We start from the raw sequence: 16,534 nt of genomic DNA, 5'->3' as shown, positions 1-16,534 counted from the left end.
CACCACGTGAATATACCTATTCTTTTACCCCAATCTTTTGAAATTAGAAACAAAATCATATGTATTTATGGATATATCTAAAAAACAAAAATCCGCTTGTCATGGACTGACAAAACGGATTCATCTAATACTCTATATTCTGCACATCAATAAACGAATTTAGATAGCAGGCATCACATTGCCGCCACTGACCGGGATATATGCACCTGTAATAAATGAGGACAGGTCGGATGCCAAAAAAGCTACTGCATTGGCAATTTCCTGATCTTCTCCCCTGCGTTTCAGCGGTACCGTTTGAATATAACCTTCATCATGTCCCGGGTCACTGTTGCGGTCGCGCTCACTAATCGTCCATCCAGGTGCCACCTGGTTGACGGTAATCTGATATTCGCCTACCTCTTTTGCCAGCACACGGTACAAACCATCCATGCCACGTTTCCCAGCCGTATATGCAGACTGGGTAGCAAAATTTTGCATCGCACATTCCGTATTGATACCAATAAATCGACCAGCTCTGGCTTCCTTCATATAAGGGATGAATGCTTTGGCAAGGTACACACTCTGCATCACACATGATTCGAACTGGCTTATATAATCCTCTGGTGATTGTTCCAGCACCGTTGTCCAGGCATATTGGATGACCGCATTGGCAACCACAATATCTACATGGCCGAGGTTGGACTCTATTGTATCCCGCATTCGAAATGCTGTTTCCTGCTTCGTGATATCACCCTGAACAATGACTGCTTTACGACCAATGGCTTCAATCTCGCCTTGCAGCTCTTTAGCCTTCGTTTCATTATTTATGTAATGCAGCGCAAGGTCAGCACCACAGTCTGCCAACGTACGAGCGATGACTCTTCCCAATTGACCTGTTGCACCAGTCACGAGCGCAGTTTTACCTGTAAGATCCAATTTCATAGGCACAGATCCTCCCTTTAAGTCACATGTGTTTTGAATCCAAATTTAGCGATGAAGAAAGAAGGATTACGCGAAGTTTTGATTTATCGATTAGAGAAAACGATTTCGAAACCTTATGCTGTTATTATATTTTGTACAAATAATTTCATCAGTTACTTCCCGTGTTGAATGAGATCAATCTCCTGAAAGCGACTAACTTCCTTTTCCCAACGTTCTGCTACATATTGACGGTGAACCGGATGATCATTGTATGCATCGTACGCTGCCTGATTGGCGAAAACCATGGAGAAGCTGTAGTCAAATTCATTTTTCTCACTCACCTGTCTCAGAACCTGAAATTGCTCTACACCAGGAATAACTGCCAATGTATTCGAACTTTCCTTCAGAAAAGCCTCTGCCTCAGGTGTATCTTTACCCGCGTAAAGTGTAAACGTTACCATGTGTGTAATGCTGCTCATCTCTATTTCCTCCTCCAATATGTCTGACTCTGTTACCTAGTGTACATCCGAATGTGTTGTAAGCGCAATAATTGGTTGAATTAATTATAGAAGAATACAAAAAAACCTCAGGATTGATCCTGAGGTTTTTTTATAATGGTTGGACAAACTATTTGATGTTGTATTTACGGTTAAATTTATCAACACGACCACCGATGTCCACGTTTCTTTGTTTACCTGTGAAGAATGGGTGGGATGCAGAGCTAGTGTCCACACGGATTACTGGGTAAGTGTTACCATCTTCCCATTCCATTGTTTCGTTCGAGAATTTAGTCGAAGAACTCAAGAATTTGTAATCTGCACTTGCATCGAAGAAAATTACAGTTTGTGTCTTTGGATGGATGTCAGCTTTTGGCATAATCTATTTACACTCCTTTAATATGGGTACTTCCTTGAATAGAACTAAATTTTATTATACTCTTTTTTTGGACAAAGTACCAGCCGGAATTGAACAAACGATAAATATTTTACAATTCACTGAGATTTACACAGGTTTCAGAGTTCAAGCCCTGCCTTTCTCCAATACGTTAAGCATGTATTCCAACGCCTCAAGTTCATCTCTTCCCCGTGTCTGCAATCTCACCACGCTGCCATGTCGAATGGGGAGAAGTGCCATGCCGAGCAGGCTTTTGACATCTACACGATGTTCATGATTTGCATCCGTAAATGATAATGAAATATCCGATGCAAAACGCGATGCTTGAGAAGATACAGACATCAGATCATCCCGGTGGAAATCAGAGTGAATCATAAATTCATGTGTTCTCACAACCTTCAGTTCCTTTCGCTAGATGCTATTCAACAAAATTTGGTGTGTATGATTTTATATATTAAAATCTTCAAGCATTATACCACGTTATGGAAGCTTGTTTAATCCTTTTATGGCGAAAAATGCAAAAAAGAAACCCTAAATATCAGGGTTCCTTCAAAAGGGTTTCATATCCCGTTCGGGTATACCATTACTTTCAGACTGCCGCTCTTGTTGTGTAATGCCCGTTCCATGGCCTGTTGGGTCTCCTCAAGTGAATAACGGTCAGTAATCAGGGACATCACATCATGCTGGCCTGAGCTCAGAAATTCAATTCCCGCCGGATACGTGTTGGCATAACGGAAGATTCCGTATATATTCACCTCATTGTCCGCAATGAAAGGAACATTCAGGGGAATCTCGTCCTGTGCAGGTAGTCCAACAATGGCAAGCTTGCCTCCACGGCGGAGCGAATATAAAGCAGATTGAAGCGCCTTCGGATTACCCGCAGTCTCCCATGCCGTATCTACACCTACGCCGTTCGTTATCTCACGGATCACTGCTTGCGCATCTTCATTTCGTACATTAATGGTATGGGTGGCCCCCATACGACGAGCAGCTTCCAACCGCACTTCCTCCAGATCTGTGACGATGATGCGTTCTACACCAAACGATTTGGCAGCGGCAACAGCCATCAATCCCACAGGTCCCATGCCCATAATGGCAAGTGTCGTTCCCGGAGCCAGTTTACTGCGTCTCGCAGCATGAATCCCAACCGAGAAAGGTTCGTTCATTGCTGCCTCTTCAAAAGACAGATGATCCGGGATGGGGAAAACCATATCCTCACGGATGGTCATGTACTGTACAAATGCGCCATCTACCGGTGGCGTCGCCAGAAATTGTACATCGGGACACAGATTATAGCGGCCTTCTTTACATGCCGTGCATCGACCGCAGGTTACCCCAGGCTCAATGGCTACCCGATCTCCTTCTTTTAACCGCGATACTTTCGAGCCAACAGCCGCTACAATACCTGCACATTCATGTCCAAGTATAATCGGTTTCTCCACCACAAAACGGCCAATTCTGCCGTGTTCAAAATAATGCACATCCGATCCGCAGACGCCAACCGCCATGACCTGAATAAGTACCTCATCTTCAGCTGGCTGTGGTACAGCCTGTTCCTCAATGACGATGTGCCCAGGCTCAGTCATGACAGCAGCCTTCATGGTCTCGGGTAATTGATGATGTCCCATATGTTCCCTCCTTCTCATGGATGTCAACGTTGTTCTTTCCTCATATGGTAATAAAGGTGAACGCTTTGCTTCCTCAGAGCTGTTCTTGCTCTTCGTGATCGTGAAAATGTTTAGTCTAACTTATATACTCTCGTATCTAAACTAATATATCGTTCTTCCTTGTTTATCGGCAATACCGCTTTTGCGATAAAAGTACGTATTGATCATGTCTCGCCATTCTTTGGCGTGCTCCGTCTGCTCTGCCTGTAGCGCAGCCACCTTGTTGAACACAGTTGGATCAATTTTTCCTTCCAACTGCCCCCAGGTTTGAGCTAGCGCCGCTGCCTGCTCTGCACCTTCAAAATGTGTATCATAAATATGCTGAATGACTGTTTTGCCGGAATGCAGAACATGCGTATACGGGACATGATGGAAAAATAACAGCAGCTCGTCCGGACAGGAATCTACGGATTCATATCTTTCGGCATTTTCCGGGTGATACTGCGACGTATATCCTGTTCCACTGCTCACTGTCCGGTCCACACCAATGCCATCACAATCGGCAAAATGGTACGTGCCCCACTTGGAATATTCATATCCATCCACATTAGGTCCATAATGATGCTCCGGATTAACCATCCAGCCTACACCTAGGGGTGCTGTATAACTTTCATAGATATCCAACGAATTCAAAAGCATGCCAGAGATTAGACGAACGACCTCTTCGTCATGTCCGAAGGTAAGTCTAACCCACTCCTCTGCGATTTCTTCGGATGACAGCTCCGGATTCCAGGCAAGTCTTCCATATCCATACAGATTCGCCTGAGCGAGCGGATGTCCTGTCCAGCAAGCATCTGCACCGATATTGGAGACTGCGGCAAAGCCGCTGTAGGGCCTGTTGTACAGAGAACCGTCAGCAATGCGTTTGATTTCAGAACCTGGCCCCTTGGCAAACGTATCAAAATCCAATACTTCCTTCCACTGTGGGATCAGATAACACAGATGTCGCTGCTGGCCCGTATACTCCTGCGTAATCTGGAATTCCAGCACCTGATTGGTGTTCTCCATTGCCCCGAACAGCGGAGATACGGCCTCGCGAACCTGAAAGTCCATCGGCCCATTCTTGATCTGCAAAATAACGTTATCCGCAAATCGGCCATCGAGTGGCTTGAAGTGGTCGTATGCCGCCCGTGCACGATCCGTGGAGCGGTCACGCCAGTCTTGCTTACAGTTATAGACGAAACAGCGCCAAATGACCAGTCCACCAAACGGACGAAGTGCTTCGGCAAGCATATTCGCCCCATCAGCATGATCCCGGTTATACGTGAAGGGGCCCGGCCGATTTTCCGAATCCGCTTTGATTAGATAACCGCCAAAATCAGGAATTGCCGCATATACCTTGGCTGTCTGGATGTTCCACCATTCCCGGACCTGTTCATCCAGCGGATCTGCCGTAAGCAATCCACCAATCTCTATCGGACTTGCGTAGTTTGCGCTCAGAAATAATCGGATGCCGTACGCTCTGAATTCGGCAGCAACCTTCGCAACATCGCCGAGGTAACGTTCCGTCAGGAACAGGCTCTCACACTGATGCACGTTAACGTTATTGATCGAAATAGCGTTAATGCCTGTGGAAGCAAGCAAACGGGCATAATCACGGATGCGCCCGAGATCACGAGTGAATTCTCCATTATCATAGAAAATCGATCTTCCAGCATAACCACGCTCGATGCTTCCGTCCACGTTGTCCCACTGATTGATCATGCGTAATGCATTAGCAGGCTGCTCGGAAATGTAACTTAATCTTCCCGCAGCAGGATGTACATCGTTTGAGTTTTCTTGCTCCAGAACAAGCTCCCTCAACAGATGAAAAGCTCCATATAAGACACCCTGAGGGGTTTCGGAACCAATAAACAGTCTGCCTTGTTCCTTATCTTCGCGGATTATATAGCCTTCTCCTTGCACGGAAGAGCGTTCCGTGTCGTTGAAGGCCTGCGCTACAGCTTCCGACCCCGTCCAGGTACCGATCCATATCCCTTGCGCCTCCTGGTGGGCTGAATCTGCTATATTCGCTTGACTGGCCGATTCCTGACTAACTTTTGGCTTGATGCCAAACAGCTTATCCAATCCCTGAGTCAGTTCGGCTGCTGCTGTTGATATGATTTCCTGATCTTCCGTCACCGAGACGGTACGGCTCCAGGCAGGGGCTGTCTTTTTATCGGCCCCTTTTACTGCGGATTGACTTTGAAGATATCCAAGCCACGCATCATATTGCGGGCCGGAGATATTGGATTGAATGGTTGTATTGCTCATTGTACAGCCTCCTTGCTGGCATAGATCTGCTCCAGACGATTACCTTTGCCCTCGAGCAGCCATAGAATTGATGTTACACCGCGCGGATAATACTTGCTTCCAACCGCTACACCGGCCAGGATCTGGTCACTCCAGCACCAGTAGGATTCCTCGGGATGCAGCAGCCAGTTTACATGAGCAGCGTCAGAAGCCTTGCCTGTTTCCTCCCAATCCACGCCCAACAGTTCTCGTGCGATGAACTGGGATAGATATATTTTGCTGAGCCATGAGTTATTGCTCGTAGAGGACAGCTTCCAGCCTCCATCTTCAAACAGACAAGTACCAGGAACAAGAACGGTTTTCAAGTGGGTACGCAGTGCTTGCAGGTAGGGACCAAAACGGCCATTAACATCCAACGCGCCTTCACAGCCGGTGAAGTATGGGAACACCAAGCCTTCAATCGCTGGAATGATACGAGAATCATTATTTTCGGCGATAACTGCCGGAATGTAGCCACTGTCGGTCAACTGGGCTGCTATACTGGCTGCACAACGATCCGCCTGACGCCCTGCATGATGAGACAGTTCAGCCAATTTCTCTCCAGCGAACAGCTTCTCCAGTGCAACATAGACAGCCCAGCATTTGCCTGCCAGATAGATATTATTGCGGGATTGACCAAGTGATACATCCAGACTGTCATAGGTGGTAATTTCGGCTCCGCCCTTGGTACGACTGCTATCCAGCCCCATCAGGCCGTTGCGTTGTTGTTCATCTGGATGATCCCGGTTCAACATGCTTTCGAAGCAATCACGAATGACGGGCAGCATCTCTTTAACGAATTCCCGATCCTGTGTCTGTTCAATATATACAGTCGCACAGCAAAGCCAGTTCACGAGTTCCTCATGACTCATTTGGGAAAAGCAGTCATCAATGCCCACGAGTTCATATGCGGAGTGTCCCGGACGCGAAAATACATTGGCTACGCCGATATCATGTGTGAACGTAATGCCGCCCGGATATTCCTTCTCTTCGCCCGGGAAGCGCACTTGATCTGTATAACTGTAGCGTTTCACAAACCATTCCAGCTCGTTACGCACCGTCCAAGGATTCAAGGCAAGTTCAAAGTACAACTGATCTGCGGTCAGATCGAGTGTGTTCATCATCCGGTATTCGCCTTCATTTACGATCCAGAACGGCTCGCCGTCCGCATCGAGCAGTTGTGTACTTGCATAGTAGCTGTGAATGGAATGGGCAAGCATAAAGGACTGATCTTCACTCAAAGCAGCTGCACCAAGACGTTGCTCAACTTCCTTACAGGAAGCAGTCAACTCGCTGAAACGATCAAGTGCATATTTCCCGGCATCCAGGATATCTGCAAAATAACGGGTATACCAATAGCTCGTATCCATCCCCGAAGTAACAATCCCGCCGCGATAAAAACAAACGGCAAATTGGTACGTACGCTTCTCTCCGGCGGGAACGTCCATCAACAACGCAGCTGTTTCCCCCAATCCGAAGGCCAGGTTCTCACGATGCTTCTCCTGCAATATCTTCTCCAGTGTAAATCCACGTGCAGGCCATAGTCCCTCATCCGCAGATAAAATAGCGGTTAAGCGACCTTGTCCAACTCCGGTTAATGCCCCACCCTCAGGTCCTCCGATGATGCGCATCGCTGAGTAAGGATCATTGCCTTGGTATCCAAAATATGCTTTACGCGTCTGCCGTCCTTGCGTGTTATCAATCGTCATCTCCACCAGCACCGCAGGCACAAGCGCATCCATTAATGCTTCACGATCGCCACTCATCGGTTCAGGTACAGGACGCACAGGTGAGTATATACGGAAAGTCAGATCACCTGCCATCCACGTATCTGTTCCTGAAGTGAACTCACGTGTAATTTCTTCATCACGAAATGCTGAAATCAAGGGACGCGACGTTTGCGTTCCAACTCCGGCTGGCGTGCTAGCCCCATTTTCCGCTGAGCTCAAGGATGCTTGGTCGGAATCCGAATTTTCCACTTTCTCTACATCGTACCGAACGCTTGCATCTTCAACGGCTTCAAAAAATGGCAAGGCTTCGTAATTCTCACTGTCACGAGATTGTAAACCAATATATACATTCTGATCTGCTGGCTTGCCCAGCTCCAGACCTAATCCGCCTTTGGCTCCCTTGTAACCTAGTGTAAAACTGGCAAAAGCCCCGATCGGTGAGTGATGGGCGTTATAAAAGATGGATTTGGGCGTGCTCATGAACGATGACCCCTCTCAAATGGTTTGCATGCGTTTTCATTAGCCCCATCCTACCATGGGCATTCAGCGATAGACCATGGTCAAATCAATCGGATATTTACCCAAATCAAGCTGATAGGTTATAATGCATTAAAGCGGTTACATTTGCACCATTTTATCGTAATCCATCATTCCATCAGGAGCAACCATAGATTATTGAGGGGGTCTATCATGTCTTCCACCTATTTGCCTCCCGCTCTGGGAGAGAGTGTGCATGAGGTGTTTTACCCGGATGTACAAACAACGGTGAATTTGTTCGCTATTCATTTGCGAAGTGTCGGTGCCGATTGGGACTATCCAGCCCATGAACATCCACAATATGAGCTGAACTATGTAACGGAAGGCGAACAATGCATGACCATAAACGGTAAGTTGTATGTACAAAAGGCTGGTGAATTGCTCCTGATTCCTCCAGGAAGCATTCATTCCAGCCTGAGCCCTAATGACAAGGGATTTACTTATTTTTGCATGCATTTTGACATTGATGATCAGTTATTTCTCTCCTTGCTTGCCCGAATCAAGCAGGTATTGTTCGATGCCGATAGTCCGGTTACACGCCAGATCGAGCCTGTACTTCGAAAACTAATGTCTTCTGCAGACGATCGGGCGGCAAGTACGATGGTACAGCGTATGCAGCTGCAGTCGGCAGTGTTTGAATTGTTTGGTCATTTGTGGGAGGCCGTCTCTCAGGAAGCGGCTCAACTGTTCACAGACGGATATGAGAAAATTGAACTGGCCCACCAAATTCGCAATCGGCTGCAAGGTCTGGTGAGTCAGCAGTTCAAGCAAGGACGTGAGTCCGACAGCCATTATGGCATTGATGATATTGCAGCAGAACTGGGCATCAGTTCCTCCCATTGTAACCGTGTATTTCGGCAGGTGTATGGCCAGTCCCCGCGTGTATATTTATCCGATATGGTTCTGCATGAAGCCAAAGTGCTGCTGGGTAACCCGAAGCTGTCGGTGCAGAACATCGCTGCGATGTTAGGTTACAAGGATATTGCCCATTTCAGTCGTCAATTCAAGCGCTGGTCCGGTATTTCCCCATCACGTTACAGACAGGAACAGCCTGCTCCCGAATGAGTTTCATTCATTGACATCATTCCAGTATGGCATTTAGTTTGTTTGCGTATAAACGTCGGTTTTTCATTTTAAAAGGCGTTTAATCATCTTCAGCTTGTTATCATACGGCGGATATAAAATCGACAAATTCAATCGGGTGCTCTTTTTGAGCACACTTTTCATATGAGAGAAAGTCTCCAGGCTGTAACGCCCGTGATAAGAGCCAAGACCTGAATGTCCTACCCCTCCAAACGGCAGACGCGGGTTGGCCACATGGGTGATCGTATCGTTAATGCAGCCGCCCCCAAAAGAAACCTCTCGCATCACTTTATCTTGTAATTGTGTATCTGATGTAAAGAGATAGAGTGCCAGTGGTTTTGGCCGCTTCACAATGTCTGCAATCGCCTCATCAATATGAGAATAACTGATAATTGGCAGAATTGGACCAAAAATTTCGTCCTCCATCGTTGCGGCTTCCCAGGATTCAGCATCAATAAATGTCGGTTCAATAAAGCGATCTTCCTCATCGGATTGACCACCGTAGATAATATGAGCCTGATCACGTTCAATAAGGGTCGTGAGACGTTTGAAATGGGCCTTGTTGACGATTCGCCCATAGTCTCGATTGTGCTGGATATCTGTCCCAAAGAACGATTCCACTGCTGCTTTCATTTCGGTGATTAACGAATCTTTCACCTGTTCATGCACAAGCAGATAATCCGGGGCGATGCAGGTCTGACCCGTATTGAGCAATTTCCCCCATACAATGCGCTGTGCAGCCACCTTTAGATCTGCGTGCTTATCCACGATGACCGGACTTTTACCGCCAAGCTCGAGGGTAACCGGAACAAGATTTTTGGCAGCGGCCTCCATGACGATTTTGCCCACTGGCACACTTCCTGTAAAAAAAATATAATCGAATGGCGCGTTAATGAGCGCCGTGGTTGTGTCTTTGGCTCCTTCGACCACGTGAACGTATGCTGATTCGAATACCGAGTTAATCATCTCGCGAATAACAGCTGAGACGGCTGGTGTGTTCTCTGACGCTTTGAGGACTGCCGTATTGCCTGCTGCCAATGCTCCAACCAGAGGTTCAATTAACAGCTGGAATGGATAGTTAAAAGGTCCAATAATCAATACCGCGCCATAGGGTTCAGGAACGATATAACTTTTGGAACCGATCAGAGCGAATTGGGTTTTCACTTTGACCGGTTTGACCCATTTCTTCACTTGTCGAATCGTATGGGAGATACTATCCAGCATAAATCCGATCTCTGTCGTATATGATTCGAACTCACTCTTTCCCAAATCCTGATAGAGCGCCTCGGTAAGACGGGACTCATACTTCTGAATCGCCTGTTTCAACTGGCTTAAATGTGCAATGCGTGACTCAACCGAACGAGTAACCCCTGAGCGAAAAAATTGCCGTTGCAGTTGTAAAATTTCTTCGACCTCATTTTCCCTTAATTCTTGTATGGTACTCATACAGCCCATCTCCTCTACACCTTAATGATGATACGTTTAAACATACGAACATATAGTCCACATGCCTAGGCATGTTAACCACTCTTGCTTATAAACACTCTTCTTCCAGTGCTCCAACCAGTTCCTTCAATAGTTCCACTGAAGACTTTAATGAAGCAGAATAAAATCGTTGTGTGCCCTTCTGTTCCACGGAGATGAGCCCTTTCTCAAGTAATAGCTTGAGATGATGAGATATGGCAGGCCTAGAAAGGTTGAACTGTTCTGTAATTTCATTCACAGTCATGCTGCCCTTCTCACTAAGAGCGAGTAAAATCGCTTGGCGATGATTGTCGCTAAGTACCTGAAATAAGGGAATGCAGGTTTGAAAAATAGATATCGCTTTTTGTCCCATGGTTTCACCCCTATATGTTCTACAGATATCATACTTCATTGCGTCTATTGGTTTAATCATTTAAACCTAATAACTGAAGTTTACTCCACCACTCCTCTAAGAGCAAGACAAGTCTGATAACTTAGTGCAATAAGTTATATAAAAGCGCTTCCACACTACCATACAAGTATGGTAGTATATGCTTGAAGGAGTTGAAATAATGGAATATCCCCCGAGGTCTTCATCCAAAGCCGATTTATTATCGTCCTTAATAAGCCAGTCTTCTCTGAAAAAGCAGACATTCTCTTCACGTGATGCGGTCTATACAACGTTGAAGCAGTTAATTCTTAGTTTAAAGCTGCCTCCCGGTACCGCCATCTCGGAGAAGGAGATTTCGCTTGAGTTCAATGTGAGTCGGACCCCTGTTCGAGAAAGTTTTGTCCGATTAGCACAGGAAGGTCTGCTCGAAGTATATCCGCAACGGGGTACCTATGTATCCTTGATTCAGGTTGATCTCGTGGAGGAAGCCCGGTTCATGCGTGAACAGCTTGAGCGTGCCGTTATCCGGCTTGCCTGTGTTCAATTTCCGGATGAACATATGATGATATTGGAGCAAAATCTTGCACAGCAGCAGGAATGCATACTTGAACCGGATGATGAGCGAATGTTCGGATTGGATGAGGAATTCCATAGTACTCTCTTTGCAGGCTGCAACAAAAGTAACACCTGGTCCGTGATCCAGCATATGAACGTGCATCTGAACCGAAGCCGAATGCTCCGCCTGTCCTCTGATCATCAATGGGATCATTTGCTAGAGCAGCATCAATCCATGGTTCAGGCGATACAACAGCACGACGCCCAAACGGCGGAGCACATCATGCAGGAACATCTGCATTTGACCGTCACGGATCTGGCTATCCTGCGGGATACATACCCTTCCTATTTTCAATGACAATGGCAATACCTGTTCTTTAACTAATCTTGATGAGGTGAACGTGATGAGAATGGTTTTTCGCTGGTTTGGAGAAGGCAACGATACCGTAACCCTTGACCACATCAGGCAGATTCCCGGTGTCGAAGGTATTGTATGGGCACTGCACGATGTTCCGGCAGGTGAGGAATGGCCCATGGACAAAATTCTGGCAGTCAAAGCCGCTGCAGATAAGGCCGGGTTACATCTGGATGTCGTTGAGAGTGTTAATATTCATGAAGACATCAAACTCGGTCTGCCTACACGTGACCAGTATATTGAAAACTACAAAAAAACGATGGAAAAACTCGCCCAGGTAGGCGTTAAAGTCATCTGTTACAATTTCATGCCGATCTTCGATTGGCTGCGTACTGACATGCATAAGGAGATGGAAGATGGCTCTACCGCCCTCTTCTACGAGCACAACAAACTCGCCGATATTGAGCCTCTTGAACTGGTACGCCGGATCACCGAGAATTCAGCTTTAACCATGCCTGGATGGGAACCGGAACGATTGCAGTATTTAACAGGTCTATTCGAAGCATATAAGGATGTTACAGAAGAAGATATGTGGGAGCACGCCCGTTATTTCCTGCAGGAGATCATTCCTACTGCTGAACGATTAGGTATTCGTATGGCCATTCATCCGGATGATCCGCCTTGGCCGATCTTTGGTCTGCCTAAGATTATTACGAGTCAAGACAATGTGCGCAGATATCTGAACTTGTATGATAGCCCTTACAATAGTGTAACGTTGTGCAGCGGTTCTCTTGGAGCCAATCCGAACAATGATATTATCGGCATGATCCACGAGTTCAAGGACCGTATTCCTTTTGCCCATATCCGTAATGTTAAAATCTACGATAATGGTGACTTTATCGAGACTTCCCACCGCAGTCAGGATGGAAATGTCGATATTGCCGGTGTTGTGGAAGCCTATCACGATATTGGATTTGAAGGTTATGCACGACCGGACCATGGACGTCATCTCTGGGGAGAGCAATGCAGACCAGGATATGGACTCTATGATCGGGCTCTGGGAATTATGTATCTGTGGGGCGTCTGGGACTCTCTTCAAAGGAGGTCAAAAGCATGAGTGATTTTACCAAAGAAAGATCAACTCGTCTGGAAGGCAGAATAGCTGTAATTACTGGCGGGGCAGGTGTTCTATGTCGTTCCATGGCCGAAGAGCTCGCTCGTCATGGTGCAAGTGTAGCCATTCTTAACCGTACCGTATCCAAAGGGGAAGAAGTCGCTGCGGCAATCGAGGCTGAGGGTGGAAAAGCGATCGCTGTAGCTTGTGATGTGACCCAGACCGATAGTGTAATAGCGGCAGCAGCTGTTGTTCAGGAGAAGCTTGGACCTTGCGACATCCTTATTAACGGAGCGGGCGGCAACCATGCCAGCGCTAATACCACGAATGAAATTTTCAGACAGGAAGATTTGCAGCAGCCGGATATCACTACTTTTTTTGATGTAAGTGTCGAGGGATTCCGTCAGGTAATGGATCTGAATTTTGTCGGTTCGCTCATCCCTACCCAGATTTTCGCAAGACAAATGATTGAACGTGACGTACCAGCTACCGTCATTAATATTTCGTCGATGAGTGCCCCTTCGCCCATGACCAAAGTTCCTGCGTACAGTGCAGCGAAAGCCGCGATTAACAACTTCACGCAATGGCTGGCGGTACATTTGGCAGAATCGGGAATCCGGGTAAACGCTATTGCACCAGGTTTTTTCCTAACGGAACAAAATCGCAACCTGCTGCTTAAGCCGGATGGCTCGCCAACCGAACGTTCAAGCAAAATCATTGCACATACGCCAATGCGTCGCTTTGGCAAACCGGAAGATCTCTTGGGCACACTGATGTGGTTGGCAGATGAACGGCAGTCTGGTTTTGTTACTGGTACGGTTATTCCTGTGGATGGCGGGTTTATGGCCTACTCCGGTGTATGACCTCTGTTCTATTTCATGAATCATTTAAATCAAATCTATGTACCTCATCATCATCCGAAGCCTGGGTTACTATCCAGGTTTCGTTTTTTTGCGTTCAAGAATAAGAATATCCAGCATAGGAAAAGCTTGTATTAGTCCGCTAAACCGGAGTGTACATGTAAGATTGGACTCCAGCGTCAAGATTTCACATATCGTATGGCGAAGTGAAGGAAGGTGATACATTCATGATGGAAGAAACATGGGTTGTTGCTGTACGGTCTATTATTGCCTTTTTGACCCTGATCATCTATACAAGGGTGCTGGGCAAACAGCAAATGGGCAACTTGACGTATTTTGATTACATTAACGGCATTACGATCGGTTCCCTTGCAGGTACATTTGCGACCGATCTATCTTCCAAAGCGTGGATTCATTTTGTAGCCTTGACCATTTTCACAATCATCACGATCGTCTTTCAGTATATTACGCTGAAAAATCGTACGATCTCCAAACTGATGGACTCTGATCCTACACTGGTCATCCAGAACGGTAAAATTCTTGAACAGAACCTGCATAAAATGCGTGTGAAATTCGACGAATTGACCATGATGCTGCGACAAAAGGATGTATTCGACATCACTACGCTGGATTATGCCATTCTTGAACCGGATGGCAGTCTCTCTGTAGTGTTGAAACCGGAAAACCAACCGGTAACGGCAAAAGATATGCATATGCATCCTGCCAAGCGCAAGCTGATGACCGAGATTATCATTGATGGCTTGCTGATTAAGCAAAATTTGGAGGAACGAAACAAGGATACCAACTGGCTCAGTGAGCAGCTTAAGAAGCAAAAAGTAACAATACAGGATATTGCTTTTGCCGCCATATTGCCTAACGATAAATTGTATATTGATCTGTTCGAGGACAAGATCACCGATAAAATCGATATGGGCGATTATGAGGGGCCTTTCTAACTCTTTACATGAAGGAGGCGGTTGAATGAAAACGCGTTTCTGGTTGCTGTATGTGCTTCCGATCTGCCTCTTGCTTGTGTTCACAGCGATTATGGTTAGCGGGACCTTTCTCAAGAAGCCCTTTGGCGCTGATGATCGCTTGCTTGAGTCTATACACAAACTGGAAAAGCAGGTCGAAGGCAAACAATGGACGGAAGCCAAATCTCAAGTTAATTATGCAATGAATGCCTGGGAAAAAATCGTCAATCGCATCCAGTTCAGTGTGGAGCGTGAGACGATCTACGATATTCTCGGTACCCTGGCAAGGATCAAAGGCGGCGTTGCCGCAGAAGATGATAAGGCGATTATGGAAGAAATTTATTACTTTTATGTGTTATGGGATAATCTTGGCGACTGACCCTGAGACAAACAAAAGGCACTCTCCTTTAATATAGATTAAAGGAAGTGCCTTCTCTGTTTTGTTAAACGTTACGCCCACGTAATCCACGGGATTTTGGCGTGCGGGCCGTGCTTTCCTTTCGAAAAAAGAGCGTAAGTGCTCCCTTCGCGCACCACAATGCAAACAGTGCAAATAACGTCCCCCAGAATAGTGCCGGGAGGAAGGTCTGCTGTGCCAGATTCGCTGCATCTCCTGCCTGTGAAGGCTGTGTCCAGGACATGAGCCCCACATACATGGCACTAACTACGGACTCTTCCAATGTGAGGAAAGCCAGTAATAAATAATAGAATTTCGCGATTTTGGCACCAAAGATCATAATCACAACATTCAGCGCACTAAAGCCTGTAAGCCAGAGCATGCCGAACTCTCCCCTTACATAGAAGAGAAGCGAAACAAGAGCTACACCTGTCATCATGCCGAGCCCCCACATGTGCCGTCCTTTCCTGTATAGATAGAATAGCAGCCAGGCAAAGAGAGATGCCGTGACATAACCCGCCAAGGAGACCAATATCGAGCTGCCTGGTGTTAGCATGGATGAATAGGTAACGCCGCTGTGATCAGCGTACAATTCAATGCGCAATACTTTGCCTGATAACAACAATGTTACCAGTGCATGGCCAAATTCGTGAATCATCGTATCCAGGTTACGAAACAATGAAGAAAATGGGATAAAACGGGTCAGTATCGCTGAGCCCATCAGAAACAGTATGGTTTTGAGCCATTTATTCAATCCGGTTCTACCTCCCTTGCCATCAAGTAAAACTGCTGTCTGTATACTACGTCGCTACATTGTAATCGTTTCGATCCATAAAATGTGCAGCACAATATTGCATCCACCAACAAAAACTCCGATTATGACCGATGAAAAAAGAAGACAGATCATAACGACCCGTTCCTGACTCCAATGTGACAAGCAATCTGTTGCGCATCCGCGTCAGCGCATAAGTCACAAATTGATCGGCTACCTCATCTTGCACTAGTGTAACATAGGCATACAGGGAATGATCTACCGGTTCGTCGAGCGGGCTTACACCTGCACAAGAAAACTCGGTGCTTACGCCTGCTATATGAAGCAAAGTCAAGGCATCGACAAGCTCAGCATCCACTTCAACACCGTTCCAGATCTCCGTTCTCTTCGCTGCGACCGTCTGCTTCTCGCGTTCCGTCCAGTGCATTAACTCCAGCTTGCGTCTTCTCCATAGATGGGCAGGCTGCTGGCTTAACAGCACTTCCTGTTCTTCATTTAAATCCATAAGCGCGTCCTCCGTTCCCTGCGTTATCTCCGATCACCTTGAACAACGAAAAGAGCACATCCCTG

At 46.5% G+C, this 16,534-nt stretch carries 17 protein-coding genes; 6 read left to right on the top strand and 11 right to left on the bottom strand.

Features of this window, described 5'->3' with window-relative positions:
* Positions 1-159: 159 nt before the first annotated feature.
* The 7 genes from MHB49_RS16890 to MHB49_RS16860 all read right to left on the bottom strand — a co-directional run bounded on the left by MHB49_RS16890 (position 160) and on the right by MHB49_RS16860 (position 7,942).
* Positions 160-921: an SDR family NAD(P)-dependent oxidoreductase gene (locus MHB49_RS16890; RefSeq protein WP_405156982.1), complete on the bottom strand. Its 762-nt coding sequence runs from the start codon at positions 919-921 to the stop codon at positions 160-162.
* A 152-nt stretch (positions 922-1,073) separates the two neighbouring features.
* Positions 1,074-1,379, bottom strand: a complete 306-nt coding sequence (locus tag MHB49_RS16885) for a Dabb family protein (RefSeq protein WP_405156981.1) — start codon at positions 1,377-1,379, stop codon at positions 1,074-1,076.
* Positions 1,380-1,527: 148 nt separating this feature from the next.
* Positions 1,528-1,776 carry a type B 50S ribosomal protein L31 gene (locus MHB49_RS16880; protein ID WP_062319704.1) on the bottom strand — a complete coding sequence of 83 codons (249 nt, stop codon included), beginning with the start codon at positions 1,774-1,776 and terminating at the stop codon, positions 1,528-1,530.
* Between the two features lie 144 nt (positions 1,777-1,920).
* On the bottom strand, positions 1,921-2,187 hold the full coding sequence (locus tag MHB49_RS16875; RefSeq protein WP_405156980.1) for an HPr family phosphocarrier protein: 267 nt from the start codon (positions 2,185-2,187) through the stop codon (positions 1,921-1,923).
* A gap of 167 nt (positions 2,188-2,354) precedes the next feature.
* The gene (locus tag MHB49_RS16870; RefSeq protein ID WP_405156979.1) at positions 2,355-3,422 is read right to left on the bottom strand and encodes an NAD(P)-dependent alcohol dehydrogenase; all 1,068 of its coding nucleotides are present in this window, start codon (positions 3,420-3,422) and stop codon (positions 2,355-2,357) included.
* A gap of 141 nt (positions 3,423-3,563) precedes the next feature.
* Positions 3,564-5,714, bottom strand: a complete 2,151-nt coding sequence (locus tag MHB49_RS16865) for an alpha-glucuronidase family glycosyl hydrolase (RefSeq protein WP_405156978.1) — start codon at positions 5,712-5,714, stop codon at positions 3,564-3,566.
* Complete coding sequence (locus MHB49_RS16860) at positions 5,711-7,942, bottom strand: glycoside hydrolase family 52 protein (RefSeq protein ID WP_405156977.1); 2,232 nt, start codon at positions 7,940-7,942, stop codon at positions 5,711-5,713. Before MHB49_RS16860 ends, MHB49_RS16865 begins: the two co-directional genes overlap by 4 nt.
* 210 nt (positions 7,943-8,152) lie before the next feature.
* On the opposite strand from MHB49_RS16860, the gene MHB49_RS16855 reads away from it, so the two are divergent.
* Entirely contained in the window at positions 8,153-9,064 is a 912-nt protein-coding gene (locus MHB49_RS16855) for an AraC family transcriptional regulator (protein WP_247902970.1), read from the top strand.
* A gap of 63 nt (positions 9,065-9,127) precedes the next feature.
* Here MHB49_RS16855 and MHB49_RS16850 read toward each other — a convergent pair whose 3' ends face one another.
* Together MHB49_RS16850 and MHB49_RS16845 are read right to left on the bottom strand one after the other, a co-directional pair.
* The gene (locus MHB49_RS16850) at positions 9,128-10,528 is read right to left on the bottom strand and encodes an aldehyde dehydrogenase (protein WP_405156976.1); all 1,401 of its coding nucleotides are present in this window, start codon (positions 10,526-10,528) and stop codon (positions 9,128-9,130) included.
* Positions 10,529-10,616: 88 nt separating this feature from the next.
* On the bottom strand, positions 10,617-10,919 hold the full coding sequence (locus MHB49_RS16845; RefSeq protein WP_247902968.1) for a helix-turn-helix transcriptional regulator: 303 nt from the start codon (positions 10,917-10,919) through the stop codon (positions 10,617-10,619).
* 199 nt (positions 10,920-11,118) lie between these two features.
* Here MHB49_RS16845 and MHB49_RS16840 point away from each other — a divergent pair, with 199 nt between their 5' ends.
* The 5 genes from MHB49_RS16840 (at position 11,119) to MHB49_RS16820 (ending at position 15,174) form a co-directional block, all read left to right on the top strand.
* On the top strand, positions 11,119-11,850 hold the full coding sequence (locus MHB49_RS16840) for a GntR family transcriptional regulator (RefSeq protein WP_405156975.1): 732 nt from the start codon (positions 11,119-11,121) through the stop codon (positions 11,848-11,850).
* Positions 11,851-11,896: 46 nt separating this feature from the next.
* Positions 11,897-12,964, top strand: a complete 1,068-nt coding sequence (gene uxuA / locus MHB49_RS16835) for a mannonate dehydratase (protein ID WP_405156974.1) — start codon at positions 11,897-11,899, stop codon at positions 12,962-12,964.
* Complete coding sequence (locus tag MHB49_RS16830) at positions 12,961-13,824, top strand: SDR family oxidoreductase (protein ID WP_405156973.1); 864 nt, start codon at positions 12,961-12,963, stop codon at positions 13,822-13,824. Before uxuA ends, MHB49_RS16830 begins: the two co-directional genes overlap by 4 nt.
* Before the next feature lie 224 nt (positions 13,825-14,048).
* Entirely contained in the window at positions 14,049-14,777 is a 729-nt protein-coding gene (locus MHB49_RS16825; RefSeq protein WP_405156972.1) for a DUF421 domain-containing protein, read from the top strand.
* A gap of 25 nt (positions 14,778-14,802) precedes the next feature.
* Positions 14,803-15,174 (top strand): DUF4363 family protein, encoded by a 372-nt coding sequence (locus tag MHB49_RS16820; protein WP_053780601.1) that lies wholly within the window; start codon positions 14,803-14,805, stop codon positions 15,172-15,174.
* Between the two features lie 64 nt (positions 15,175-15,238).
* Here MHB49_RS16820 and MHB49_RS16815 read toward each other — a convergent pair whose 3' ends face one another.
* Positions 15,239-15,946 (bottom strand): M50 family metallopeptidase, encoded by a 708-nt coding sequence (locus MHB49_RS16815; protein ID WP_405156971.1) that lies wholly within the window; start codon positions 15,944-15,946, stop codon positions 15,239-15,241.
* A gap of 46 nt (positions 15,947-15,992) precedes the next feature.
* A complete protein-coding gene (locus tag MHB49_RS16810; RefSeq protein WP_405156970.1) occupies positions 15,993-16,469 on the bottom strand; it encodes a hypothetical protein in 477 nt (158 codons plus the stop codon).
* Positions 16,470-16,534 lie beyond the last annotated feature (65 nt).

This window comes from Paenibacillus sp. FSL K6-0108, from assembly GCF_045040695.1.
GTDB classification, from domain to species: Bacteria; Bacillota; Bacilli; order Paenibacillales; family Paenibacillaceae; genus Paenibacillus; species Paenibacillus pabuli_B.
The sequence above is the reverse complement of the archived record's forward strand: the minus strand, read 5'-3'. Positions and strand labels throughout refer to the sequence as shown.

Excerpts from the sequence above, each read along its gene's own strand:
- MHB49_RS16865 (WP_405156978.1), bottom strand. The coding sequence starts at position 5,714 with ATGAGCAATACAACCATTCAATCCAATATCTCCGGCCCGCAATATGAT.
- uxuA (WP_405156974.1), top strand. The coding sequence starts at position 11,897 with ATGAGAATGGTTTTTCGCTGGTTTGGAGAAGGCAACGATACCGTAACC.
- MHB49_RS16825 (WP_405156972.1), top strand. The coding sequence starts at position 14,049 with ATGATGGAAGAAACATGGGTTGTTGCTGTACGGTCTATTATTGCCTTT.
- MHB49_RS16840 (WP_405156975.1), top strand. The coding sequence starts at position 11,119 with ATGGAATATCCCCCGAGGTCTTCATCCAAAGCCGATTTATTATCGTCC.
- MHB49_RS16860 (WP_405156977.1), bottom strand. The coding sequence starts at position 7,942 with ATGAGCACGCCCAAATCCATCTTTTATAACGCCCATCACTCACCGATC.
- MHB49_RS16850 (WP_405156976.1), bottom strand. The coding sequence starts at position 10,528 with ATGAGTACCATACAAGAATTAAGGGAAAATGAGGTCGAAGAAATTTTA.
- MHB49_RS16830 (WP_405156973.1), top strand. The coding sequence starts at position 12,961 with ATGAGTGATTTTACCAAAGAAAGATCAACTCGTCTGGAAGGCAGAATA.
- MHB49_RS16885 (WP_405156981.1), bottom strand. The coding sequence starts at position 1,379 with ATGAGCAGCATTACACACATGGTAACGTTTACACTTTACGCGGGTAAA.
- MHB49_RS16890 (WP_405156982.1), bottom strand. The coding sequence starts at position 921 with ATGAAATTGGATCTTACAGGTAAAACTGCGCTCGTGACTGGTGCAACA.
- MHB49_RS16880 (WP_062319704.1), bottom strand. The coding sequence starts at position 1,776 with ATGCCAAAAGCTGACATCCATCCAAAGACACAAACTGTAATTTTCTTC.
- MHB49_RS16810 (WP_405156970.1), bottom strand. The coding sequence starts at position 16,469 with ATGGATTTAAATGAAGAACAGGAAGTGCTGTTAAGCCAGCAGCCTGCC.
- MHB49_RS16820 (WP_053780601.1), top strand. The coding sequence starts at position 14,803 with ATGAAAACGCGTTTCTGGTTGCTGTATGTGCTTCCGATCTGCCTCTTG.
- MHB49_RS16855 (WP_247902970.1), top strand. The coding sequence starts at position 8,153 with ATGTCTTCCACCTATTTGCCTCCCGCTCTGGGAGAGAGTGTGCATGAG.
- MHB49_RS16870 (WP_405156979.1), bottom strand. The coding sequence starts at position 3,422 with ATGGGACATCATCAATTACCCGAGACCATGAAGGCTGCTGTCATGACT.
- MHB49_RS16845 (WP_247902968.1), bottom strand. The coding sequence starts at position 10,919 with ATGGGACAAAAAGCGATATCTATTTTTCAAACCTGCATTCCCTTATTT.